Source organism: Micromonospora sp. NPDC053740 (assembly GCF_040677775.1).
In the GTDB taxonomy this organism is placed as follows: domain Bacteria; phylum Actinomycetota; class Actinomycetes; order Mycobacteriales; family Micromonosporaceae; genus Micromonospora; species Micromonospora alfalfae.
In genome coordinates this window covers 787,793-809,635 of the sequence record NZ_JBFASO010000001.1, presented here as the reverse complement: position 1 = coordinate 809,635, position 21,843 = coordinate 787,793, and the positions used below count along the sequence as shown (strand labels likewise).

Genomic DNA, 21,843 nt, shown 5'->3' with positions numbered 1-21,843 from the left:
TAGGCCAAGCCGGCAGGAATGGGCGGCCCATGTCGACAAGGGCAGCAGCGCTGCTGCGGAAACCCGGGCAACCGCAGCGACCGAGCCTTCTGGAACTCTTCTTCGACCTGGTCTTCATCTTTGCCCTCAATCGGGTCTCGCAGCGGCTGGTCGAGGAGTTCACCGAGCAGCGAATCGTCCTCATCGAGGCTGGCGAGGCGCTGGTGTTGCTGCTGGCCTTCATGGTGCTGTGGTTCGTCACAGCATGGGTCACCGACCTCTACGATCCGCAGCGGCCGCAGCTTCAGGTGCTGGTCTACACGGCAATGCTCGGCGCGCTGGTGATGGCGGTCGCGGTGCCGCAGGCGTTCGGTGACAGAAGTCTGGCCTTCGCCGGTGCGTACGTCGCCGTCCACATCATTCGTGGGCTGGTCATCGTGCCGCTGCTGCGCGGCCACGAAGCTCAGCGCCGAGCGGCTGGAGTGTTCCTCTGGTTCACGCTGTCGGCGGTGCCGTGGATCGCCGGCGCGATAGTGACGGATCTGGCCCGCAGCCTGCTGTGGACGATCGCGATCGCCATCGACGGCGCGGCACTGCTGCTGTTCTATCCCGCGCCGTGGTCCCGCCTCACCCAACGGCAGTGGCCCGTCCTTGCCGAATACCTGTCCGAACGCTACCGACAATTCTTCATCATTGCTCTGGGCGAACTGATTCTGACGACCGGCTCGGCCTACAGCGACACATCGTTCCGGCGCGGCGGAGCCGCGGCAGCCTTCGCGGTTTCTTTCATCACCACTGTTCTGCTGTTTCGCGTCTACGTCTTCCGGGCGGGCCAGTTGTTGCCCGAAGCCATCAGAGCCGCCGCTGAGCCCGCGCACCTCATCCGGGAGGCTTTCCTCGCGCACGTACTCATGGTGGCCGGGATCGTCGCCGTTGCCGTCGGATACGAAATCGTGATCGAACATCCGTTCGGGCACACCAACGCGGCGTGGATCCTCGTCGTCCTCGGCGGACCGATGCTGTTCCTGATCGGGCGAGCCCTGGTGGAACATGCCGTATTCGCCCGGGTGTCCCGTTCTCGGATCGTCGGCGCTCTGGCGCTTGCCGGCGCCTCGCCGTTCATGACCCTGCTGCCGCCGCTGGCCGTGGCCGTCACCGCCGTCATCGTCCTCGCCGGCATCGCCGCCTCCGACGCCGTCCACGCCAGGGGTAAGCCTCCCGAACGGCCGCACCCGGCCAACGCCAGGCAGTGAACGGCGGCCGCGCCTCTAGCTTCGAGGTAGCACGGTGATGGACACGACGGCGCTGTTGACGACAGTGGCCGTCACGGTGCGGGTAACGGCTGCCGCCGCGGCGTCGGCACCCCAGTCGCCCCGCTCGAGTTCCTTGGCTCGGCTGATCACCGATGACGTCCACGGGATCTCGCTGTCGAACTGCGGGAGCGTCCCGCTCGCCGAGAGCAGCGCCGCGAGCGCGGCGATCCGGGCTTGCGGCTCCGCGCCGTCCACGAGGACCCGCCGTACGTCGGCGAGCAGGCGGGGCCGTCGTTCGGTTCGGCCCTCCCGCAGGGCTGTCGTCCGGAACAGGCCGAGTACTTTACGCGGCTCCTGGTCGATGTCGCCCCGTGTGATGAGCCGCTGCAACACCGGCGCCCGCAGGGCGGGACCGATCGCCGCCAGTGCCGTCTGCACCCCTCGGGGTTTCTCGGCGAGGTAGTCCCACGCCGGCCGCAGCAGGCCGTCCGACGGCGGGTGACCCGCCACGCTGCTGACCCGTCCCCGGTCCGTCGTGGTCAGGTGGTCGCCGAGGGCGAGGTCAGCGAGGACGGCTCCGCCGAGGACGTAGAAGAGGGTGTTCTCTCCAGCTATGGTCCCGGACCTGGGTTGGAACAGGAGCAGCAGGAGATCTTCCACAAGGGTCGGGGCGTCCGACCGGGGATCGGTGGTCATCGGCGGGGCTCCCAGCGGAAGAGTCGGGTGGCCAGAGCGACGGCGACGACGACCCAGCCGAGCGTGGGCGCGAGCAGGAGCAGGGAGTCGGTCACGGCGACGCCGCCGTTCCAGGCGTTCATGGTCAGTTCGGTGGCCGCGCCGCCGGGCAGCAGCCGCTTGAGCCAGGCGAGGTTCTCGGTGCCGGTGATGCCGACCCAGCTGGCCATGGCGATCACCCCGAGGGTAACGGGCAGGGTGGTGACCTGGGCGTGTTCCGGGGAGTTCGTGAGGCCGGCCGTGGCCAGCGCCAGCCCGATCATCATGGCCACTGTCGCGAGGACCGCCACCACCAGCAGGGCGACGTTCGCCGGTGCGCCGGCGACCACGGCCAGGGCGGTCAGGATCGCTGTCACCTGCACCACGGTGAGGACGACCACGGGCAGCAGTAGGCCGGCGAGGATACCGGCGTCGCCTTCGGCGGTGGAGCGCAGTCGCTTGAGGAAGAGGTTCTGGCGTCGGGAGGCCAGGGTGGTGACGGCCGTGGCGTAGAGCCCGAACGCGGCCACTGTGAACAGCACGATCGCGGCGATGTAGCCGAGGCTCCCGAGGTCGGCGTAGGTCTCGTGCTGACGGACGAAGAACGCGGAGACCGCGGCCGGGATGATGAGGCTGGTGATCAGCACCAGCCGGTTGCGGAAGATCTGGATCAGTTCGCTGGACGCGATGGAAAACACGGTGAGGGACCTCTCGGAAGAACGAATCAACTGTTGATGGCGCGGAAGACGTCGTCGAGCCGGGTCGGGCCCGCCGCCAGGTCCCGCAGCTCCACGGCGTGGTCCTGCGCCCAGCCGAGCAGGAGGTGCAGGTCCTTCTGCAACTCGAAGGACTCGACCACCACCTTCCCGTCGGCGTCGACGACCGCGTGCAGCGGTAGCGGCGGCACAGGCGTGGCAAGGGCGAAGCGGATCACGCCGGGGAGAGTGTGGGTCAGCTCGGAGACGGTGCCCTCGCGGTGCAGGGTGCCCTGGTGCATGAGCCCGATCCGGTCGGCGCGCTGCTGCGCCTCCTCCAGGTAGTGGGTGGTGAGCACGATGGTGGCACCGTTCTCCCGCAACCGGTCCACTGTCGCCCACACGGCGTCGCGGGACTGGATGTCGAGGCCGGTGGTCGGCTCGTCCAGGAAGAGCAGCTCCGGGGTGCCGTAGACCGCTGTGGCGAAGTCCAGCCGCCGCTTCTCCCCGCCGGACAGCTGGGACACCTTGCGGCCGGCTCGACCGGTCAGGTCGACCACGTCGAGCACGCGGTCGACGTCGTCGGTACGCCGGGTGAGCCGGCCGATCAGGCCGACCGACTCACGGACGGTGAGGTCGGGGGAGAAACCACTCTCCTGGAGCATGACTCCCATTCGGGGACGTACCGCTCTCCGGTCGTCGGGGCTGTGCCCGAAGACGCGTACGGTGCCCGAGGTTGGCCTCCGGTGTCCCTCGACTACCTCCAGGGTCGAGGTCTTTCCAGCTCCGTTGGTGCCCAGCAGCGCGTACAGCTCTCCGGGTCGTACCTCGAAGGAGAGGTCCTTGACGGCGTGGAAGTCGCCGTAGGTGAGGTTCAGCCGTTCGACTTCGATGACTGGTGTGGTGGACATGTACCCATGACAGCGCGGGCGCGGCCGACCCGGCAGTGGCACCACGTCATCACCGCATGTGACGTGGTGTCACTGGTCAGGGCCCCTGACTGCCGGATACTGGCGTGGTGACCGCGAGATCGCCGCGCTTCACCGAGTCGACGCAGGGAAGGCTGCGCCGGCTCAACCTCGCGACGTCACTGCCGCCGGTGGTGTTCGCCGCGGCGGTCCTGCTCTACACCGACGCGCGTACCTGGTGGCACATCGTCGTCCTGGCGCCCGGGGCCGTGGCGGGCGTCGTGGCCTTCGAACGGTGGACGGCGAACGACCTCGCCAGGGTCGCGCTGCCCTGCCTGGTCGTAGCGGCAGCGGTCTGGCCGCTCGGGGTCCTGGTGACAGGCAGCCCGAACGCCTACTGGGGCTTCTGCGCAGTAGGTTCGCTTGCCCTGCGCGAGGTGCGACGACGCCGGAAGCTGGTGATGGCCGGGCTGTTCGCCTACGTCGCCGCCGTCGGCGCGGCGCGGCTGCTGGTGCAGCCTGACGACATCGGTCACGTTCTGGTCACCTACGTTCTCATCCCGACCGCCCTCACCATCATCGTGACGGTCTTCACCGTGGTGGGCGAGCGGTTCTACGACCTCATCCGGGAACTCGAACAGACGCGGGAACGCGAGGCGGAGCTGGCAGTGGTCCGGGAGCGCGTACGGTTCGCCAGCGACCTGCACGACATCCAGGGCCACACCCTGCACGTGGTCAAGCTGAAGATAGCCCTGGCCCAGCGACTGCTGCTCCGCGACGCCGCTCGCGCGGAGAAGGAGCTGCGGGAGACGTACACGCTGGTCAGCGACACCATCGCGCAGACCAAGGAGCTCGCCTACGCGCAACGGCGACTCAACCTCACCGCCGAGATCGAGAACGCGAAGAACCTGTTCGAGGCTGCCGGCATCCGGGTCCGGGTGACCCGGGAGGCCGAGGTAGATGCCCGCGCCAACGAACTGCTCGGGCAGGTGCTGCGGGAGACGACCACCAACATCCTGCGGCATGCGCAGGCCACCCAGGTGCAGATCACGCTCACCGCGTCGGGCATCACCATCGTCAACGACGGCGTGACCGCCACCACGGCCCCTGAGCTCAGGGGACTGGCGGCGCTGAGGCAACGGGTGGCGGTCGACGGAGGTGAGCTGACCGTGGAACAGAAGGACGGGCGGTTCCTGACCGCCGCGGTCTTCCCACCCATTCGGGCCGACGCGGCCCCGACGGTAAGCGGGAAGGACGGCCGATGACCACCATCGTGCTCGCCGACGACGAGGCGCTGCTGCGCACGGCCCTGGCCGCGCTGCTGCCGATGGAGGGCGACATCACCGTTCTCGCCGAGGCGCAGGACGGTCGGACGGCGATCGCCGCCACCCTGCGGCACCGGCCCGACGTGCTCGTCATCGACCTGGAGATGCCGGGCGTGGACGGCCTGGGCGCGGTCGCCGAGATCCGCCGCGAGCGACCGGAGCAGGTGATCCTCATGCTCACCCGGCATGCCCGCCCCGGCGTGCTGCGCAAGGCGCTGAAGCTCGGCGTCCAGGGCTTCGTCAGCAAGTCCGCCGAGCCAGCCCACATCACCTCGGTCATCGCCACCCTGCACTCGGGGAAACGCTGGATCGACCCGGACGTGTCAGTGCTCGCCGTCACCGAGGACAGCCCTCTCACCGACCGTGAAGCCGACGTCCTGCGGGTCACCGGCGAGGGTTACTCGGTCGCCGACATCGCCGCTCGGCTCCACCTCGCACCGGGCACTGTCCGCAACTACCTCTCCAACGCGATGCGCAAGACCCAGACCCGGACCCGCCACGAAGCGGCCCGCTACGCCCGCGAACACGACTGGCTGTAGACGCGTCCACCGTCGCCGACCGTCAGTTCCGGCTGTTGACGGAGAGGTCCGACGCGCGGTTGGTGACCTTCGCTGTCGACGCCGAAGCGGGCCGGACGGTTCGATCTGATGGTGATCAGCGAACCCGTCTCGGTGAGGCGTACCGTCGTTCGCGCGTTCGATGAGCGGATGACGGGCGACGTCGCGGGTATCGACGATCTCACCGCATCTTGTGGACCGCACGGGCGATCTCCTGCCGCAACAGAGTCGCCTCGTTGTCGCTGTCACAGAGCAGCAGCACCGCGAACTCTGGCTGGCCGAACGGGCTGGCCCAGTGATGAACGGCCTGCACCAGGATCTGGAACAGCGTGTGTCGATCCTCGGCACTGCTCGACAGCACCCGGGGCGCGTTCTCGACAACGATGAGATACCCGTCCGCGGGCAACCAGTTCAGATCGCGGAGACAGTCGGACAGCGCGGCCCAGTTCCAGCCGAAGTAGCTCGGAAAGAACAGCGCGTCGGAGAACTCGTAGAAGGCGTGGTCCGCATCCGTCATCCTCGTTCCGTCGAGCCGGGCGACGACGAACCTGCCCGCTGCCGGTAACACCGCCGCCAGCTCGACCAGGGCACTGCGCGAGCAGACCACGACCTGATCGGTGGAGCCGTTCCCCCACCTGCTCATCACACGATGACCAGGTTGGCCATGTCGACGACCGGCCGGTAGCCGAGGGCGGCGTAGATCTTGTTCGACGTCGGGTTGGCCTGGTCGGTGAACAGGCAGACCCGCGCACCCTCGGCCTGGATTCGGCGGGAAACCTCCGCGACCGCGTTGCTGGCCCAACCGCGTCCCCGCTGGGCCGGCGGTGTGTACACCGGGCCCACGCGGGCCACCCCGAACGACGGTGGGTTGGCACCGGTGAGGTGCACCGGCTCTCCGGTCTCGTCGACCCAGAACCACAGCCGTCCGGCGTGGAGCCGACGCAGCACCTCAGCGTGGTCGAGCGCTTCGTGCGCACTCGTACCGCGTGGGCGGCCCGCCTGTTCGTCGGCGTCGCCGATGAACGCGGCGAGCCACTCCGTGACCAGTCCCGCGTCGTTCTCGGTCGCGGCCACCAAGCCGCCAGGCACCGGCGGCGGCCATGTCAGCTCGCCGAGCGCGTGCAGCCGTGTGTGCCGGGAGACCTGGACCTCACCCCCACCGAGCCGGGCCAGCGCGGTGGCGCACAGGTGGACCGTGGGCAGAGCCCCGTTGACCGCGAGGACCTCCTCCCCGCGATCGTGCAACGCGTGGGCCAGCGCAACGGCCGCCTCGTCGGGCATGGGCAGCAGGAATGGAGGATAGGGGGCATACGGCGCCGAGCGCATCCCGGCACCGACAACGGTGCCGGAGTCGTCGCTGACCACCAGCCACCAGTTGCGGTCGGGCTGCGGGATCCCCTCGGCCCGCTGTGACAACAGCCGGTGCGCGATGGTGGTCACGACCGTGCTGACGACCGGATCGGCGCCCAGGTAGCCGCCCGCAGTGGCCAGGAACTCACCCGGATCGCTGAGGAACCGCAGCCGCAGTCCGGTCCTCGGGACAATGCTCATCCGCGTACGCTAGCCACCGCCCACCACATCGACACGGGAATTTCGTACGGCCCGAGGACCTGCGAACGCTGAGCCAACCGTGATGGCGGGCCCACGGTTGGTCCCGGTCGGGCGGGGTACACCGCCGCGAGTGGCGCGGGGACTGGGTTCACCCGGCTGGGCCACCGAAGGCGCTTCGGAGGGGCCGATGTCGGGTGCGTCAGCGCGGTCAAGCGGGCCCGGGATGTCCGATGACGTGGTGGAGCTGCGGGTACACGGGGCCGCCAGCGCGAGCGCCGCCCAGGTGTTGAACGTGGCGCAGGTCGAGCAGGTCGCGGGCGACCGCAGTGGGGGCTTCTACCGACCCCACCGCCCATGTTCGTGCGGCAACGGCGAACGGGTGACGGAGGCGTACCGCTGGGGTGACCTGCCCGCCGGAAGCGTGGTCCGAACACTGACGTTGGTGTTCCTCCTGCCGTTCATGCTGGCCAACCTGGCGATCTGGATGCGACCGGCGAGCCCTGGCTCCGACGCGATGGTCAGGTCCCTGTGCCGGTTGCTGGCGCTCACCCTCACCGCGCTGTATGTGCTTGCCTTCGTCGGCGTCACGCTGGACGTGATCGCGTGGAAGTGCATGGGCTCGCCACGATGCCTGGCCGGGCGCACCTGGATGTCCTGGTTGGGTGGGCAACCCGTGGGCCTGCGCCTCGCGGTCCTCGCTGTGGTTCCGGCCGCCGCTATCGGCGTGCTCTGGCGGGCCGGCACCCGGCCGGGAAGGATGTTCGACGCGTTCCGTGCTCCCGCGGACGAGGTCTCCGAGCATCGACTCGGCGGGATCGGTCAATGGGACGCGGGGCCGCTGGTGGGTCGGCTGCGCTCGGTTCACGTCGCGGCGGCGTTCGCGACACTGGACGTCGCTCTGCTCGCCGCCCGAGCCGCGAACGGCGCCTCGGCCAGCACGATCGGGTTGGCCGTGGCCACCGGGACGGTGCTGGCCAGTTGCCTGGTCCTGCTCTGCATGCCTGCGCTGCTCGACCGGGCCGCCTCGGATCGGCGACTGGACCGAATCACGCGCACGGTGCGGACGGTAGCCGTGGCCCTGACCATCGTGGTGACGGCCCACGTCCTCGTCAGCCCAGCGCCGTGGCACGAGGGGGGCGGGCTACCCGGCTACGGCGCAATTCTCACCTCGCTGTTCGTTGCCCAGACGGCCCTGCTGGCCGCCCTCGGCGCTGTGCTGCTCTGGCGCCGGGTTCGGCGGCGCGACGCCATCCCGCTGCTCGGGCTTGGGGCCCTGGTGATGGCGGCCAGCGCGGTGAGTCTGGCGGTGGCGGTGTCCGCAGAGTTGGTCTACCGGGTGCGGATTTCCTGGACCGTGATGCGCCGACCGGAGAGGGCCTGGCCTCCGGTCTGCCGCCGGCGTTCACCTGGGCGATCTTCGGCTTTCTCCGGACAGTGCTGTTCACGCTGGTGGTTGCGGTTCCGGTCGTCCTCATCTCGCGACGCCGTCGACTTCGTGCCGCTGCGGCGATTGTCGCCTGCGACTACCCGGACCGCCCGCCCGCAGCCGCGACCCGACTGCGGCAGGTGCAGAAGGCGATAGCCAGGGCCCGCTTCACCGAGAGACTGGTTCCGTTGGCGGTGGTCTACGCCTGCCTGGCCGGGATCGGCACGGCCACCACCACCCTCGGTCTGCTGGACTTGCTGCCGAGCGAGTCCGTGCAGCGGTACGCACGGGTGCCCGGCGACCTGATCACCTTCTCCATCGCGTTCGGCAGTTGGGGGATCGCCGCGATCATCCTCGGCCTGACCATCGGTGGAATCTTCGCCTACCGGACAGTCGAATTCAGGCGCCACGTTGGTGTCCTGTGGGACCTGGGCACGTTCTGGCCCCGGGCCGCCCACCCGTTCGCGCCACCCTGCTACGCCGAACGAGCCGTGCCGGAGTTGACCCGACGAATCACGTACCTGGTCGGACGCGGCAACCTCGTGCTGCTCACCGCACACAGCCACGGCTCGGTCCTGGCCGCCGCGACAGTGCTCCAGTTACCGCCCCAGGTCAGTAGTCGAGTCGCTCTGCTCACCCATGGGTCACCACTGAGCCGACTCTACGCGCGACTGTTCCCCGCCTTCGTCGACGACGAGGTGCTGCACGAGATCGGCGCTCGCGTGGACTGGCGGTGGGTGAATCTGTGGCGCGACACCGACTCGATCGGCGGCTGGATATTCACCGCCCACCGGGCGACCACGTCGGTAACCGTCGGCAGGACGGCGGCAACGGTGGACCGCCGGTTACGGGATCCCGCCGACGTGGTGCCGCTACCTGGCGACAGCGTCCCGCCGCCGATCCAGGGACACCGGCCCCGCGGATCGGAGCAGCGGTACGCCGAGGCGGCCCAAGAGTTGATCGAGCGCCTCCGCCAGCCGGTGGACCCACTACCGCTTCCGGGCGACCCGGCGACCGGGCACTGACGGATCCGCGGCGGTGACGCGGGCGCGCCCGAAGTACATGAGCTCCCAGATCGCGTCCTCGGTGAACTCCTCAACCAGGTGTCCGCCCTTGTGGTGCTCGATCGTGAGCAGGCCGGCGAAGCGGAGGTAGGCGCCGTCGAACCGGATCAACCGGGCCGCTGCCCGCTTCAACCAGGGCAGGTCCCTGGTGAGGGGGTTGCGGACCAGGTCGCGCTTGCGGTCGAAGGTCACCACGTACGTGTCGTCGTCGTCCACGTACGTGTAGCGGACGATCCCCGCGACCGGCTTGCCGGTCTTCGCGTCGGTGTAGACCCCGTCCCGCTCGAACGTCATTTTCGCTGGATCGTCGCCGATGATCCGGCCGTCGCGGGCCAGCATGAAGATGGGGATCTCGGCGAAGCCGTACTTCTCGGCAGCGGTGATGAACGACGCGATGACCGTGTACGGCCCGGCCTGCCCCCGCCCCCAGTACCAGTCATTGAGGATTTTCGGCAGCCCGACGTTGCCCCAGTTGTGGTCGTGGTAGCCGACGCCGGTCGTCTCATGCCGCGCCCCGTCGATCGTGTACGAACCCCGCACTGTTCCTTGGGGCACCGAGGGCAGCCAGTTGAACTGGAGGTCGCGCTCCGGGCCGAACAGCATGTGCCCGGTGGCCGGACGCCAGGCCGGGACGTCGGTCGTCAGCGTGAAGTCGACCCGCAGCCCTCCGGCGGTCGCCTGGATCCGGTACTCGCGCAGGTTCTCGCCCTGGAAGCGGTTGCCCGGCCCCATCCGGACGTCAGTACGCCCGCTCGCCGCCGACCACTCGGCCGCGGGGATCGCGATCGTGTTGTTGGACATCGTCCCGTCCGGCAGTTCCAGGTTGACCCGGAGTTGCGGCGACAGCGGGCTTCCCGCCGCGCCGAGGTCCTTGTTCATGAACACCACTACCACCTTCGCGCCGTCGTCGAGGTGGGCGTCGAAGTACCACCACTCGTACGACCCGGCGCGATTGTCGGTGCGGGCGCCGTCCTCCCATTCGCGTACGACATCGCGCTCCAGCCCGAAGCGGGCATGGTCGTCGCTCAGCGCGGCCAGTTTGGAGTGATCCGACATAACTCTTCGTCTCCGTTGCCTCTACAGGATCAAGATGTGCGGACGGCTCACACCGTGGCGAATCCCTGCCGCCAGGACGGATAGGCCGGGGTCCAGCCAAGGTGCGTGCGGGCGTGGTTGTTGTTCGCTCCCCGCGCCCAGCCGTGCCGCTCGCCCCCGGTCACCGCTGGCGCTGGCACGTCGGCGGCCACGCAGAACGCGGGCACCCACTGCGCGGCGGCGGCTGGCTCGTCGTCGCAGACGTTGACGACGCCGACGGGCCACTCCAGAGCCGCGACCGCGGCGGCGACGGCGTCGTCGATGTGCAGCAGGCTACTCACGTCCGCGTCGGCGGGGACCTTGCCGGCGGCGGCGAACTGGGCCATCAGACCGTCGCGGGCGTACCAGGTGCTCGGACCGTAGAGGGTGCCGTATCTCAGCACGACCCACTCGGGCGCCTCCTGGACGGCGGATTCGAGCGCCGCGGCACCTGCCACACTGGTCTGGCGTGGCTCTGGGGCGCTGAGGTCGAGCGGGGTCTCCTCGGTCGCCGGCTCGGCGCCCGGCTCGTACGCCCAGGAGATGCTCTGTGCCACGATCCGGCGTACCCCGACGGCGAGCGCCGCGTCGACCAGGTTGCGGGTCCCGGTCCGACGCAGCCGCGAATTGGCGGCGAAGTCGCCGGTGCTCAGGCTGGTCAGCTGGTGCATGACCACATCGGGCCGGGCCTCGCGGACGGCGGCCGCCACCGCGTCCCGGTCGAGCACGTCGACGGCGACCGGGCCGTTGCGAGCCAGCCCGATGACCTCGTGCCCCTGGGCGGTCAGGATCGGTTCGAGACGGCGGCCGATGACGCCCGTCGAACCGGCGAGAACGATACGCATGACGTGCCTCTCCGTCAGTTCGGCCGGGTTGAGCGGCGGTCCTTACGCTGTTCGAGCTCCTCGGGGCTCACCAGCACCAGCATTTCCTGACCGGGCGCGCACACCATCACGACCAGGAATTTGGTCACCCGATCGGACAGGTTGTTGGCGGACCGGTAGTGGATGACGTCGCCGCCGGGCTCCCAGAACGCCTCACCGGCCTTGATCACCCGTTCGGGCTCACCCTCCAGCTCAAAGATCATCTCGCCCTCGAGCAGGTAGCCGAAGACCGGGCCGGAGTGCCGGTGTGGCGGCGTGCCCGGGTCGCCCGGTGGCAGTTCGATGGTCGCTGTCATCACATGGGAGCCCTCCGGCAACTCCGGCGGCATGGCCGTGCCCAGCAGCACGATCTCGTTGTTTCCGATCTTCATGGTCTGCATGAATCGAACGTATCCCCGACCGGACCAACAGGATGGACCAGTTGGCGGCGGGTCTGATGGACCAGTTGGCAGAGTCCGGACAGCGCCTCCTGCCAGGCATGAGCCGGCGGCGCCGCGTATCCGAGGACCAGGGCGGCCGCCTGCCGCTCATCCGCGGGATCGTGCCAGTAGCCGTTGCTGTGCAGGCCGATCAGGTGCAGCCCTTCGCGGCGTCCGGCCTGGATCAGCCAGCGCTCCTCCGCCACCGAGGCCAGCGGTAGCAGCGCGTGCACGCCGGCAGCGACGCCCTCCAGCGCAGTGGTGGTCACCTCGGCCAGGCGGCCGGCCAGCTCGGTCCGGCGACGCCGGTAGGTCAGGCGCATGCGGCGGATGTGCCTGTCGTAGTCGCCGTGCGTGAGCAGGTCGGCCATGGTGAGCTGGTCGATCGCGGAGACTGCGGCACCGGCCTCCACGATCGTCGTCGTCAGTTCACGACGCAGTGGCTCGGGGACGACGAACCAGCCCAGGCGGACGCCCGGCGCCAGCGACTTGCTCGTGCTGCCGGCGTACACGATCCGCTCGGGCGCCAGCGCCTGCATGGCGCCCACCGGCCGCTGGTCGTAGCGGAACTCGCCGTCGTAGTCGTCCTCGATCAGGAACGCGTCGTGCTTCCGGGCCCATGCGATGAGCCGGTAACGGTGGCGTGGGGCGAGCACGACTCCGGTCGGATGCTGGTGCGCCGGGGTGAGCAGCGCGGCCTGGCCCGCCGCGTCGTCCGGGTCGGCCCCGCCGGGGCCGACGGTGAGCGGGGTGACTGTCAGGCCCGCGGCGCGCAGCACCATGCGGTGATGGGCCAGACCGGGGTTCTCGGTGGCGATGGCGCGTACGCCGCGCCGGTGCAGCGTTCGCGCCAGGAGGGAGAGGCCCTGGGTGAAGCCCGCCGTGATCACCACCGCGTCCGGGTCGCAGAGCACTCCGCGAGTGCGCGCGAGATATCCGGCCACCGCCGCCCGCAATGCGGGTAGCCCGGTCGGCTCGGAGTAGTCCAGCGTGCCGCGCGAAGCCGTTGTCAGCGCCCGGCGGACACTGTCCGCCCAGGCCGTCCGGGGGAACGACGCGAGGTCGGGAATCCCCGGCCGCAACTCGATCAATGGCCCGGCCGGGGGCGACGGCCGCGGTTGCCTGCGCGAGTCGGGCGGATCATGGAGTACGTCCGCGACCCTGGTTCCCGAGCCCGGTGCCGTCAGCAGCCATCCTTCCGCCACCAGTTGCGCGTACGCCTGCACCACAGTGCCCCGGGCCAGGCCCAGGTCGGCGGCCAGGCTCCGGCTCCCAGGTAGGCGCGACCCGGCCCGCAGCCGGCCTGTCCGAATGCTCTCCCGTAACGCGCTCTCCAGCGAGCGACCCGGGAAACCCGCACTCCGATCGAACTCCAGATGCAGGTCAAGCGACTTCGTCACTCGGTAACGATCCCATCCGTGCGAGCAGCGCCGGCAGGTTCGGCGACGACTCACGTGCCGGCCGCCGCCGGTCACCGCAGCGACAGTTGCGGGCTCCACCCGCTCGGGCGGTCTGAGCGGTTTTCGCCGAGCTGAGGAGTCTCGGAGAGGTAGAACCAACAGTGACATCACCGCGGTTGACCTCTCTTTCACCCCGGCGCCCGGTCAGGGCGCCGCACCCCCGCGGCGTCTCGGGGAAGGCGGATCGGGAGGTGACTCAGTGCGTATCGGGGTAGCTGGCGGGACCGGCGGCGTCGGACGCCTCGTCGTCCACGCCGTAGGGGCTGCCGGCCACGAGCCGGTCATCCTCGCCCGCTCCGCAGGCGTGGACCTGATCCGCGGTTCCGGGCTGGACGAGGCGCTGACCGGCGTGAATTGGGGTTACTACCTGCCCGTCCGACTTCCGGGAGCGACCGGTCGAGCCATGGCCGGACACGGCCTGCTGCCCACCGGCCCGGGCCCGCGCGGCAGACAGACCCTGGGCCAGTGGCTGGCCAGCCCGGCAGCGCAGCACGACGCCCGGCGGGCCCGATGAACGACGGCCGGTCACTCAGCCCCGCCGCGCCGCAGGCAGCGTCAGCAGACGGGCGGGACACCGCGCTGACCGCGTTGATCCGGATCGCCCTGGCCGTCCTCTTCCTCGACGAACTCGTTGTCGGGTTCTGGAACCAGGCCTTCCCCGAAAGCTTCTACAACAACTTCCCGACCGTCTCCCTCACCCCGCCGTTCAGCGAGCACTACGCGCGAGACTTCGGCGGAGCTACCCTCGGCCTGGCCGTCGTCCTCGGCATAGCGTTTGTCGCACCTCGAGCCGCTTTCACCATCCCCGCCGCGGCGGCCTTCTCCACCTTCGCCATACCCCACTTCTTCTTCCACCTGACCCACCTCCACCACGCCACCCTTGGCGAGAAGGTGTTCCTGACAACCGCCAATGCCGTCGTCGCCCTGCTCGGCCTTCTCGTCATTGCCCTGACGCTCGTCCGAGACACCAGGCGTCGCCGCTCCCCGGCCACGTGATGCGGGCGGGCCCGGCGCGATGCCGGGCCCGCCCGTTTCAGGTGTGCTGGATCCCGCCCTGCCGCTGGTCGATCCGCACAGCATCGAGGAGGTGCCGAGCGGAGGCGGCCGTGATCAACCTGCGAGGGCGGCGAGCCGGAACTGCTGGTTGGTTTGTCCGTGGCAGTCGTAGAGCTGGATCTGGGCGCCGTTGGCGGTGCTCCAGGCGTCCAGGCATCGTCCGGATTGGACGTTGCTGATGGTGCCGTTGGAGTTGACGTTCCACTGTTGGTTGGTCTGGCTGTGGCAGCTGTAGATCTGCACTGCTGCGCCGTTGCCGGTGCCGGCCGCGTCGAGGCACATGCTGCCGTACACCTGTAGTTGTTTGCCTGAGGTGTAGGTCCAGGCCTGGTTGGTCTGCTTGTTGCAGTTGTAGAGCTGGACCCGGGTGCCGTTGTTACGCGAGGCGTTGGGTACGTCGATGCACCGGCCGGACTGCGTGCCGACGATCTCGCTGGCGGAGCCAGGTGGGACGGTCGGTGGATCGGTGGGGGTCGGCGGATCCGTGGGGGTCGGTGGATCGGTGGGGGTCGGCGTGGAGGGCAGCAACGGGCAGGTGCTGCGGTAGGTGACCACGCCGCTGGAGTCCAGCAGTGGGCAGAGGAACTGGCTGTACCGGGCGTCATTGTCGATGAACATCTTGACGAACGGCAGCATGGTCCGGACCATCACCGGGTTCGACCGTCCGACCATGAAGCCATGATCCGCGCCGGCGACCTCCAGGTAGACGCTCTCCGTCGTGGCCGGGAGGCTGTTGTACAGGCCGGTGGCGTAGGACGGGGTGACCACCGTGTCCGCCTGCCCAGCGAAAATCATTGTGGGCACCCGGTCGTTGGCCAGGTTCGACGACGGCGAGTAGGGCGCGATGCCGACCACTGCCTTCAACGACGGGCGTCGGGTGGCCGCGCTCAGCGCGCCACCGCCGCCCATCGAGTGACCGGCGACAGCCAACCGGTTGGGGTCGACCCGGTCGCGGACGGGGCTCTGCTGTGTGAGGTAGTCCAGTGCGGCGAGCAACTGGGTGCCGCGGGCCGTGTCGAAGTCGTTGCGGCTGTTGGTCTCGATGCCGATCACGACGAAGCCATGGGACGCCAGCCACGGCCCCATCCAGGCCAGTTCGGCGGAGAACAACGCGGTGTAACCCGGCGAGATCGCGATGGCACCGAAGGTGCCCTGGCTGGTGTCGGTCGGGTAGTAGATCCGGCCGCCGTTGAAGCCGTACCCGGTCGGGACGCTGACCGAGGTGTTGGCGAAGGGGCCGTTCACCGCGGTGACGCTGGTCCGGGTGGGGTCCGGGCCGCGCTGGTAGGGGTTGTCGGCGGCCGACGCCGACCCGGTGGCCAGGGTGACGGTCAGTAGGCCGACCGCTGCGGCGATCCCGGCCGCAGCGAGTTTGACCAGCCGGCCACGGATGCGGGGCGCCACGTGGTCGGCGGGGGTGTTCCCCGAGGGCGGGGGGTGGTGCGCGGGTCCTTGCACTGTCGGTACCTCCTGGTGGTGGAGCGGGGGGGCGGGTGGGCTCGTCGTGTGCCGAGCCCACCCGCCCCGGTGTCGTCCGATGGTCAGCGTTGCAGGGTCAGCAGACCCGGCCGGTACGGCAGGAGGCCGTAGTCGCCGCCGGAGCTGGGGGAACGACCCTGGTAGAGCAGTTGCAGGTTGCAGGCGTTGACGGTCATCGTCTGGTCCGCGTTGGTCCGCAGCAGCTCACCGTGGCTGATGTCGTTGGTCCAGGTCGCGCCGCTGTTGGCCTTGCCCGCGAACGGGTTGCTCTCGGACGTGGCCTGCGGCGTCCACGAACCACCCAGACTGGTGGCCGTGAACGAGCGGAAGTAACGCCCGTTCGCGCCGATCGCTTCGACGATCATGAGGTACTTGTTCAGGCCCTGGAGCTTGTAGACCTGAACGGCCTCGAACAGGTTGTTCGTCGTGTCGGTCATGATCGTGGTGTAGTTGGAGCCGAAGCTGCCCGGGAAGTTACCGATCGGCATGCTCGCCCGGTAGATCCGACCGTTGTCGCCGGCGAAGAACAGGTACATGTTCTGGTCGTCGCCGATGATCGCCTGGTCGATCGGACCGGTCGAGGAGTTGGAGATGCTGCCGGTGAACAGCGTCTGGGCCGACGACCACCCGTTCGGGTTGGTCGGGTCACTCGAGGTCCGGTACGAGAAGGCCGTGCCGCCCCACTGATAGGCCAGGACCCAGATGTTGCGCGGGGCGAAGTAGAACAGCGACGGCGCGACGGTCGCCGAGTTCATCGCGTTCTGGCTGGCCGAGCCCATCTGCGAGTAGTTGCTGAAGAGACCGAAGTTCATCGAGCCCCACGTGGTGCCGGTGTCGTGCGTGGTGGCGTAGACAAGCTGCTGGCCGTTGTACGGGGCGACGGTGAAGTCCTTCAGCGACACCCACCCCGACCTCGGCTGCGCCAGCGCGCCGGTCGACGACCAGCGGTACGACGAGGGAAGGTCACACGTGTCGCCGGTCGGCGGGGGCGTGGTGGGCGTCGGCGTGGGCGTCTGGGTGCCGCCGCCGACGGCGGCGAGCCGGAACTGCTGGTTGGTTTGTCCGTGGCAGTCGTAGAGCTGGATCTGGGCGCCGTTGGCGGTGCTCCAGGCGTCCAGGCATCGTCCGGACTGGACGTTGCTGATGGTGCCGTTGGAGTTGACGTTCCACTGTTGGTTGGTCTGGCTGTGGCAGCTGTAGATCTGCACTGCCGCGCCGTTGCCGGTGCCGGCCGCGTCGAGGCACATGCTGCCGTACACCTGCAGTTGTTTGCCCGAGGTGTAGGTCCAGGCCTGGTTGGTCTGCTTGTTGCAGTCGTAGAGCTGGACCCGGGTGCCGTTGGTGGTCGAGGCGTTGGGTACGTCGATACACCTGCCAGACTGCGTGCCGACGATCTCACTGGCGGAGCCCGGCGGCACGGTGGGAGTCGGACCCGGCGTGGTGGGCGTGGGGGTGGTCCCGGGGCCCGCGCTGTTCAGCGCTTCGAGGGCGGCCGTGTAGGCGGCCTTCTTGTTGCCGTTGCAGTCGAAGAGCAGCGGAGTGCCGCTGGAGCGCCACGAGTCGCAGTCGCGCACACCCCACACGGTGAGCCCGTTGCAGCGAGCCACGGCAAGGCAGTCGTTGACCACGCTGCGGTAGGTGTTGGCCTGCGTCGTGCCGGAGCCCTCGATGTCCAGTTCGGTGATCTGCACGTCCACGCCGAGGGCGGCGAAGCTGGACAGCGTCGTGCGGTAGTTGCTGTTGTAGGGCGAGTTGGCGTTGAAGTGCGACTGGAACCCGACGCAGTCGATCGGCACGCCACGGGACTTGAAGTCGCGCACCATGTTGTACACGGCCTGGGTCTTGGCCCAGGTCCAGTTGTCGGTGTTGTAGTCGTTGTAGCAGAGCTTCGCGTCCGGGTCTGCCGTGTCGGCGGCGCGGAACGCCGCCTCGATCCAGTCGTTGCCGGTGCGCTGCAGGTTCGAGTTACGACGGGCGCCGCTGTTGCCGTCCTCGAACGCCTCGTTCACCACGTCCCACGAGTAGATCTTGCCCTTGTAGTAGCCCGCCACCCGGTTGATGTGGTTGAGCATCGCGTTGCGCAGCGCGGTGCCCTCCATGCTCTGCATCCAGCCCGGCTGCTGTGAGTACCAGGCCAGGGTGTGCCCCCGGACCTTCCAACCCCGGGAGATGGCGTGGTTCACGATCCGGTCCGCGTTGCCGAAGGTGAAGTTGTTCTGCTGCGGCTCGGTCGCGTCGATCTTCATTTCGTTTTCGGGAGTGACGGCGTTGAACTCGCGGTTCAGGATCGTCGTGTATGCGCTGTCGCCGAGCTTGTTCGCGGCGACGGCGGCACCGAAGTACCTGCCGGACTGGGCCGCGGCGGCACCGAGGGTCGTTTCGGCGGCCTGGGCCAGGTTGGGCAGCAGCGACACGATCAGGGCCAGAATTATCGCGGCCATTCCGGAAAGAGTGAGTGTTCGTAGTCGGGTGCGCCCGAGGGGACGGGTCCGGGAAACCATGCTGATCCTCCAGTGGTGGGGTAGGGGATTCCTGTCGCTGTTCCATTGGGAGGCCCCGCTCGGATGGCGGCGGCCGCGATGGTGAGTGCGCCCGAGCGGGGGCGGGACTCATGTCAGGCGTCCGCCCGGATGCGAGTCGGCTCGGGCTACCTGGCCAGCGGATATAGGGGTGGTGACAGGCATGCCCGGTCGCCCGTGGGGGAGTGGTTGCGGGCGCTGGGCTCGTTCGGTGGTGGACGTGGTCACCTGGTAGGTGGGTGGGCCCGACGGTCGCGTGGAGCGCCTCCAGTGCTAACGGATCTTGTTAACGTTCACACTTGTCGATGGCTCTCAGGCTGGCAGAAAATTCCAGAGTTTTCAACCGGTAGTTTCGGGCCTGTTACGGATCAGGCGGAAGGATTGGAGCCTTGCCGCACCGTGGCTGGTCGACGCGCGTTACGCGGTGGTGCCTGGCATCGCGCCGTTGCCTGCGCGGACGGCGCTGTGGGACTGGCGGAAGGCGCTGCTCCAGGCGGTCGCCGGCCTGGTGGTGTTCCGTGGCGCGTAACGCCCGGAACATCTCGCGTGCGCCCAGCGCCTCGTGGCAGGACGCGGCGTGGCCGCGGCGCCGAGCGCGAGTCGACGAAACGTCGGGTCTACGGCTGCTCGTCGGCCTCGGGGGTGAGCTGCCGCATCAGCACCGCGAACCCTTGCCCCGACTCCACAAAACCCAGTTTCCGGTAGAGCGCCAGAGCGGGGTGGTTGCTGTCGGTGACCTTGAGTCGTAGGTGTGTGATGCCGGCTGAGTGCGCACGGTGCAGGACCCGCGAGATCATCGCCGTGGCCACGCCACTGCGGCGCCAGGCTGCTCGGGTGCCCAGACAGTGCAGAAGCGCTGTCGGCGTGTCAGTGCTGCCGTCGGCGAGCGCGAAGAGGAAGCCGGCCACCGGGTTGTCGCTTCGGTCGGCCTCGGCGAGCACCAGACAGGAGAGGTCGGGCAGGAACCGCGGATGTCCGGTCGCGTGCTGGGGCCAGGTGCGCTGGTCTGGTCGAACCGCTGCCGGGCTGTCGGCGTAGGCCTCATTGTGGGCCAGCCGGGCCAGTTCGTCGTAGCGCTCCTCGACAGGCGTCAGCACCAGACCGGGCGGCAGCGCGGGAGCCGGCGGCTCATCAGGCACCGCCAGGACGAGGTCCCGTTCGTGCCGGACCAGCGCGAAGCCGCCACCGATCAGCAGCTCGCGGCCAGCCCGATCGTTCTCGGCACACCGGATGCCGAGGACGGCCTGTGCTGATCCTCGGTTGTCGCGTAACTGCTTCGCCTGGTCGATGAGCCAGCGGTGCAGCTCGGCGCGGACGTCGTCCGCGATGTCGGGATGGAACACGTTGGTCAGGCGAATGCGGAGCACGTCGTCCGCTGTTCCCATGTCGGCGACCTCGCCGTATGCGGCGACGCTGCCGGTCTCATCGCGGCCAACTCGGGTGCGTCCGGCACTGTCCGGCCCGAGAGTGGCCAGTCGATTCCGGACGTCCTCAGCGCGCTGCTCCATGCCGACGGGGGCGACCGCCTCGGCGCGCTGAAAGAGCGCCGCCAGCGCTGCTGCCTCGGCTGATGTGGCGCGACTCCAACCTGCGATCCTCATCGATGGTCATCCTAATGGAACTGGTTCGATGAAGGGGAACCCCAGCACCCTAACCTCCTAGGACGCTCTACGGGTTGTGTCTCAACCGTGCGCCAGCCAGCAGCTTCAGCTGCTCGAACCGTCCGCAGCAACGCCTTTGGCCTGCGGATCGTGACGCTACGGAGGGTGCCGCACACGTACTGAAAACACCATGTTCCGCGGACGCGGGTGATTGGAAGTTCGCGCCAAAACTCGGTAACCAAATCGGCTGGCCAACCCGTCAGGTCAATGACGGATCACCACTGCGGGCGGTCGGCCGAGGAGGAACAAGGGACATGGGCGATGTGCGTGGGCGTTTCACTGACGAACTGGCCCAACATCCCGCCCCGCCACTGGGTGACCTGGTCCAACAGTCGGTGGTGCAGGGCCGCCGACTTCGTCACCGACGCCGCCTGGCGCAGTTCGGCGCCGGCGGATCGGCGTTGGCGATGCTGCTCGTGATCGGCCTGGCCGCCGGGCCGCTCGGCGTCGGTGCGGATGATGCCGGTCAGCCCGCGGGGCCGAACCTGGGTCTGCCGGGCGGGTCGGTCGACACCACCTCGCCGTCCCCGGCCGCGCCCTCGGCTGGCGCCCCGGTCCGGTTCGAGGAGGGCGCCGACGAAGAACCGGGAGGGCTGGTCCCGCCGACTCCCTCGACCACCGTGATCGACACCGTGAGGATGGGGCCGGGGCCGGACGGCGAGCTGCTGACGACCACGCCGCAGGGCGCCTTGGAACTGCTGACCCGGCTGCTGCCCCAGGGGAAGACCGGCGGCTATGCAAGTCTGCCGAGCCGGGGGGCCGGCTCCGGCATGCCGTACGTCCAGCTCTACCTGGACCGAGGCGATGGAGCGGGAATGGTGGGGCTCTCCATCTACCGGGACCGCCTCGGCGGCGATCCTGTCCCGGGGACGGTGGAGCTGACCGAAGTACCCGGCAACTGCCTGGAGAGCCAGACGGTCACCGTGCACCACAGCGCTGGCCTCCAGGTCGATCTGATGATCGCTACCTGTCTGGCCTGGGACCCCAAGGGAACCTCGCCGGCATCGCCCGTCCTCTCCGTGAAGGAGGCGACCGCGATCGCCGCCAACCCGATGTGGGGGACGAAACTGCCGGCCGAGTACGTCCGCAACGGTGCCAAGAGGTTCCCGAAGCTGGCCCGGTCGAATGGCTGACGAGGACTTCGTGGAGTTCGCGCAGGCGACCGCCGGCCGGTTGCGCGACGCGGCGTTCCTGATGTGCCGCGACTGGCATCTCGCCCAGGACCTCACGCAGACGACGCTGGCCAAGGTGTACGCCAACTGGAGGCGGGTCCGCCGGGCCGACGACCCCCACGCGTACGCCCGCAAGATACTGCTGCGGTGCATGATCGACCAGCAGCGGCGTCGCTCCAGCCGTGAGTTGGCGATGTCGGCGCCGCCGGAGCGGAGCGAGGAACATCCGGCCGAGCTGCGCATGACGTTGCTGGACGCGGTCGCCACCCTGCCGTTGCGGGACCGGGCGATCATCGTCCTGCGCTACTGGGACGACCTGAGCGTGGAGACAACCGCCGAGGTTGTGGGCGTCTCCACAGCCGTCGTCAAGAGCCAGAGCATGCGCTCCCTCAACCGCCTGCGTGAGTTGCTCGGCGCGACCCGTTCCGAGCTGTTCGCCGAGGAACGCCATTGACCGGTTCCGTCCGCCGCCAGGGTGTGGCGGGTCCCGATGGTGTCGGACCGGCGGCCGGCAACCGCAGCGTCGGTGCTGCGGCAGCGACGAACGTGCCGCCAGGCGTCGTCGCCTGAAGCGCCACCTGCGGTGGCAAGTACCTGTGTTTGGGGAGGTTTTTCGGTGTCCGTATCGAGCAGCAGGACGAGCCGAG

General features: G+C 69.0%; 21 protein-coding genes. 9 read left to right on the top strand and 12 right to left on the bottom strand.

Going from position 1 to position 21,843, the window contains the following annotated elements; genetic code table 11:
* Positions 1 to 29: 29 nt before the first annotated feature.
* Positions 30 to 1,232, top strand: a complete 1,203-nt coding sequence (locus AB0K35_RS03630) for a low temperature requirement protein A (protein WP_363883505.1) — start codon at positions 30 to 32, stop codon at positions 1,230 to 1,232.
* 15 nt (positions 1,233 to 1,247) lie between these two features.
* On the opposite strand, the gene AB0K35_RS03625 is transcribed toward AB0K35_RS03630, so the two are convergent.
* The 3 genes from AB0K35_RS03625 to AB0K35_RS03615 are packed head-to-tail and all read right to left on the bottom strand — an operon-like array spanning position 1,248 to position 3,552.
* Complete coding sequence (locus tag AB0K35_RS03625; RefSeq protein ID WP_363883503.1) at positions 1,248 to 1,928, bottom strand: GPP34 family phosphoprotein; 681 nt, start codon at positions 1,926 to 1,928, stop codon at positions 1,248 to 1,250.
* The gene (locus tag AB0K35_RS03620) at positions 1,925 to 2,644 is read right to left on the bottom strand and encodes a hypothetical protein (RefSeq protein ID WP_238668000.1); all 720 of its coding nucleotides are present in this window, start codon (positions 2,642 to 2,644) and stop codon (positions 1,925 to 1,927) included. The genes AB0K35_RS03625 and AB0K35_RS03620 overlap by 4 nt, the downstream gene beginning before the upstream one ends.
* Positions 2,645 to 2,670: 26 nt before the next feature.
* Entirely contained in the window at positions 2,671 to 3,552 is an 882-nt protein-coding gene (locus AB0K35_RS03615; protein ID WP_238667999.1) for an ABC transporter ATP-binding protein, read from the bottom strand.
* A 107-nt stretch (positions 3,553 to 3,659) separates the two neighbouring features.
* On the opposite strand from AB0K35_RS03615, the gene AB0K35_RS03610 reads away from it, so the two are divergent.
* On the top strand, positions 3,660 to 4,814 hold the full coding sequence (locus AB0K35_RS03610; RefSeq protein ID WP_238667998.1) for a histidine kinase: 1,155 nt from the start codon (positions 3,660 to 3,662) through the stop codon (positions 4,812 to 4,814).
* Complete coding sequence (locus AB0K35_RS03605; protein ID WP_238667997.1) at positions 4,811 to 5,413, top strand: response regulator transcription factor; 603 nt, start codon at positions 4,811 to 4,813, stop codon at positions 5,411 to 5,413. The genes AB0K35_RS03610 and AB0K35_RS03605 overlap by 4 nt, the downstream gene beginning before the upstream one ends.
* A gap of 199 nt (positions 5,414 to 5,612) precedes the next feature.
* Here AB0K35_RS03605 and AB0K35_RS03600 read toward each other — a convergent pair whose 3' ends face one another.
* Positions 5,613 to 6,074 carry a barstar family protein gene (locus AB0K35_RS03600; RefSeq protein ID WP_363883499.1) on the bottom strand — a complete coding sequence of 154 codons (462 nt, stop codon included), beginning with the start codon at positions 6,072 to 6,074 and terminating at the stop codon, positions 5,613 to 5,615.
* Positions 6,074 to 6,982, bottom strand: coding sequence for a GNAT family N-acetyltransferase (locus AB0K35_RS03595; protein ID WP_363883497.1), 909 nt, complete (start codon positions 6,980 to 6,982; stop codon positions 6,074 to 6,076). The genes AB0K35_RS03600 and AB0K35_RS03595 overlap by 1 nt, the downstream gene beginning before the upstream one ends.
* A 223-nt stretch (positions 6,983 to 7,205) precedes the next feature.
* On the opposite strand from AB0K35_RS03595, the gene AB0K35_RS03590 reads away from it, so the two are divergent.
* Together AB0K35_RS03590 and AB0K35_RS03585 are read left to right on the top strand one after the other, a co-directional pair.
* Entirely contained in the window at positions 7,206 to 8,564 is a 1,359-nt protein-coding gene (locus AB0K35_RS03590) for a hypothetical protein (RefSeq protein ID WP_363883495.1), read from the top strand.
* Entirely contained in the window at positions 8,549 to 9,433 is an 885-nt protein-coding gene (locus tag AB0K35_RS03585) for a hypothetical protein (protein WP_363883493.1), read from the top strand. The genes AB0K35_RS03590 and AB0K35_RS03585 overlap by 16 nt, the downstream gene beginning before the upstream one ends.
* Here AB0K35_RS03585 and AB0K35_RS03580 read toward each other — a convergent pair.
* The 4 genes from AB0K35_RS03580 to AB0K35_RS03565 are packed head-to-tail and all read right to left on the bottom strand — an operon-like array spanning position 9,398 to position 13,249.
* Complete coding sequence (locus tag AB0K35_RS03580) at positions 9,398 to 10,528, bottom strand: hypothetical protein (protein WP_363883491.1); 1,131 nt, start codon at positions 10,526 to 10,528, stop codon at positions 9,398 to 9,400. The genes AB0K35_RS03585 and AB0K35_RS03580 overlap by 36 nt on opposite strands.
* Before the next feature lie 47 nt (positions 10,529 to 10,575).
* The gene (locus AB0K35_RS03575; RefSeq protein ID WP_363883489.1) at positions 10,576 to 11,391 is read right to left on the bottom strand and encodes an NAD(P)-dependent oxidoreductase; all 816 of its coding nucleotides are present in this window, start codon (positions 11,389 to 11,391) and stop codon (positions 10,576 to 10,578) included.
* Positions 11,392 to 11,405: 14 nt separating this feature from the next.
* Positions 11,406 to 11,810, bottom strand: a complete 405-nt coding sequence (locus AB0K35_RS03570; protein WP_238667991.1) for a cupin domain-containing protein — start codon at positions 11,808 to 11,810, stop codon at positions 11,406 to 11,408.
* Positions 11,798 to 13,249: a PLP-dependent aminotransferase family protein gene (locus tag AB0K35_RS03565; protein WP_238667990.1), complete on the bottom strand. Its 1,452-nt coding sequence runs from the start codon at positions 13,247 to 13,249 to the stop codon at positions 11,798 to 11,800. Before AB0K35_RS03565 ends, AB0K35_RS03570 begins: the two co-directional genes overlap by 13 nt.
* A 259-nt stretch (positions 13,250 to 13,508) precedes the next feature.
* Here AB0K35_RS03565 and AB0K35_RS03560 point away from each other — a divergent pair, with 259 nt between their 5' ends.
* Both AB0K35_RS03560 and AB0K35_RS03555 read left to right on the top strand, forming a co-directional pair.
* Positions 13,509 to 13,823, top strand: coding sequence for a hypothetical protein (locus tag AB0K35_RS03560; protein WP_363883486.1), 315 nt, complete (start codon positions 13,509 to 13,511; stop codon positions 13,821 to 13,823).
* Complete coding sequence (locus AB0K35_RS03555) at positions 13,820 to 14,305, top strand: hypothetical protein (protein WP_363883484.1); 486 nt, start codon at positions 13,820 to 13,822, stop codon at positions 14,303 to 14,305. Before AB0K35_RS03560 ends, AB0K35_RS03555 begins: the two co-directional genes overlap by 4 nt.
* A 114-nt stretch (positions 14,306 to 14,419) precedes the next feature.
* Here AB0K35_RS03555 and AB0K35_RS03550 read toward each other — a convergent pair whose 3' ends face one another.
* The 3 genes from AB0K35_RS03550 to AB0K35_RS03540 form a co-directional block, all read right to left on the bottom strand.
* Positions 14,420 to 15,823 carry a ricin-type beta-trefoil lectin domain protein gene (locus tag AB0K35_RS03550; protein ID WP_238667987.1) on the bottom strand — a complete coding sequence of 468 codons (1,404 nt, stop codon included), beginning with the start codon at positions 15,821 to 15,823 and terminating at the stop codon, positions 14,420 to 14,422.
* Between the two features lie 83 nt (positions 15,824 to 15,906).
* Entirely contained in the window at positions 15,907 to 18,285 is a 2,379-nt protein-coding gene (locus AB0K35_RS03545) for a non-reducing end alpha-L-arabinofuranosidase family hydrolase (RefSeq protein ID WP_363883482.1), read from the bottom strand.
* 695 nt (positions 18,286 to 18,980) lie between these two features.
* A complete protein-coding gene (locus AB0K35_RS03540) occupies positions 18,981 to 19,964 on the bottom strand; it encodes a GNAT family N-acetyltransferase (protein ID WP_238667985.1) in 984 nt (327 codons plus the stop codon).
* A gap of 314 nt (positions 19,965 to 20,278) precedes the next feature.
* Here AB0K35_RS03540 and AB0K35_RS03535 point away from each other — a divergent pair, with 314 nt between their 5' ends.
* Together AB0K35_RS03535 and AB0K35_RS03530 are read left to right on the top strand one after the other, a co-directional pair.
* Positions 20,279 to 21,157 (top strand): hypothetical protein, encoded by an 879-nt coding sequence (locus AB0K35_RS03535; RefSeq protein ID WP_363883480.1) that lies wholly within the window; start codon positions 20,279 to 20,281, stop codon positions 21,155 to 21,157.
* A complete protein-coding gene (locus tag AB0K35_RS03530; protein WP_363883478.1) occupies positions 21,150 to 21,650 on the top strand; it encodes a SigE family RNA polymerase sigma factor in 501 nt (166 codons plus the stop codon). The genes AB0K35_RS03535 and AB0K35_RS03530 overlap by 8 nt, the downstream gene beginning before the upstream one ends.
* Positions 21,651 to 21,843: the final 193 nt, after the last annotated feature.

Excerpts from the sequence above, each read along its gene's own strand:
- AB0K35_RS03630 (WP_363883505.1), top strand. The coding sequence starts at position 30 with ATGTCGACAAGGGCAGCAGCGCTGCTGCGGAAACCCGGGCAACCGCAG.
- AB0K35_RS03530 (WP_363883478.1), top strand. The coding sequence starts at position 21,150 with ATGGCTGACGAGGACTTCGTGGAGTTCGCGCAGGCGACCGCCGGCCGG.
- AB0K35_RS03595 (WP_363883497.1), bottom strand. The coding sequence starts at position 6,982 with ATGAGCATTGTCCCGAGGACCGGACTGCGGCTGCGGTTCCTCAGCGAT.
- AB0K35_RS03575 (WP_363883489.1), bottom strand. The coding sequence starts at position 11,391 with ATGCGTATCGTTCTCGCCGGTTCGACGGGCGTCATCGGCCGCCGTCTC.
- AB0K35_RS03600 (WP_363883499.1), bottom strand. The coding sequence starts at position 6,074 with ATGAGCAGGTGGGGGAACGGCTCCACCGATCAGGTCGTGGTCTGCTCG.
- AB0K35_RS03615 (WP_238667999.1), bottom strand. The coding sequence starts at position 3,552 with ATGTCCACCACACCAGTCATCGAAGTCGAACGGCTGAACCTCACCTAC.
- AB0K35_RS03625 (WP_363883503.1), bottom strand. The coding sequence starts at position 1,928 with ATGACCACCGATCCCCGGTCGGACGCCCCGACCCTTGTGGAAGATCTC.
- AB0K35_RS03540 (WP_238667985.1), bottom strand. The coding sequence starts at position 19,964 with ATGAGGATCGCAGGTTGGAGTCGCGCCACATCAGCCGAGGCAGCAGCG.
- AB0K35_RS03555 (WP_363883484.1), top strand. The coding sequence starts at position 13,820 with ATGAACGACGGCCGGTCACTCAGCCCCGCCGCGCCGCAGGCAGCGTCA.
- AB0K35_RS03570 (WP_238667991.1), bottom strand. The coding sequence starts at position 11,810 with ATGCAGACCATGAAGATCGGAAACAACGAGATCGTGCTGCTGGGCACG.
- AB0K35_RS03590 (WP_363883495.1), top strand. The coding sequence starts at position 7,206 with ATGTCCGATGACGTGGTGGAGCTGCGGGTACACGGGGCCGCCAGCGCG.
- AB0K35_RS03580 (WP_363883491.1), bottom strand. The coding sequence starts at position 10,528 with ATGTCGGATCACTCCAAACTGGCCGCGCTGAGCGACGACCATGCCCGC.
- AB0K35_RS03535 (WP_363883480.1), top strand. The coding sequence starts at position 20,279 with ATGGGCGATGTGCGTGGGCGTTTCACTGACGAACTGGCCCAACATCCC.
- AB0K35_RS03545 (WP_363883482.1), bottom strand. The coding sequence starts at position 18,285 with ATGGCCGCGATAATTCTGGCCCTGATCGTGTCGCTGCTGCCCAACCTG.
- AB0K35_RS03605 (WP_238667997.1), top strand. The coding sequence starts at position 4,811 with ATGACCACCATCGTGCTCGCCGACGACGAGGCGCTGCTGCGCACGGCC.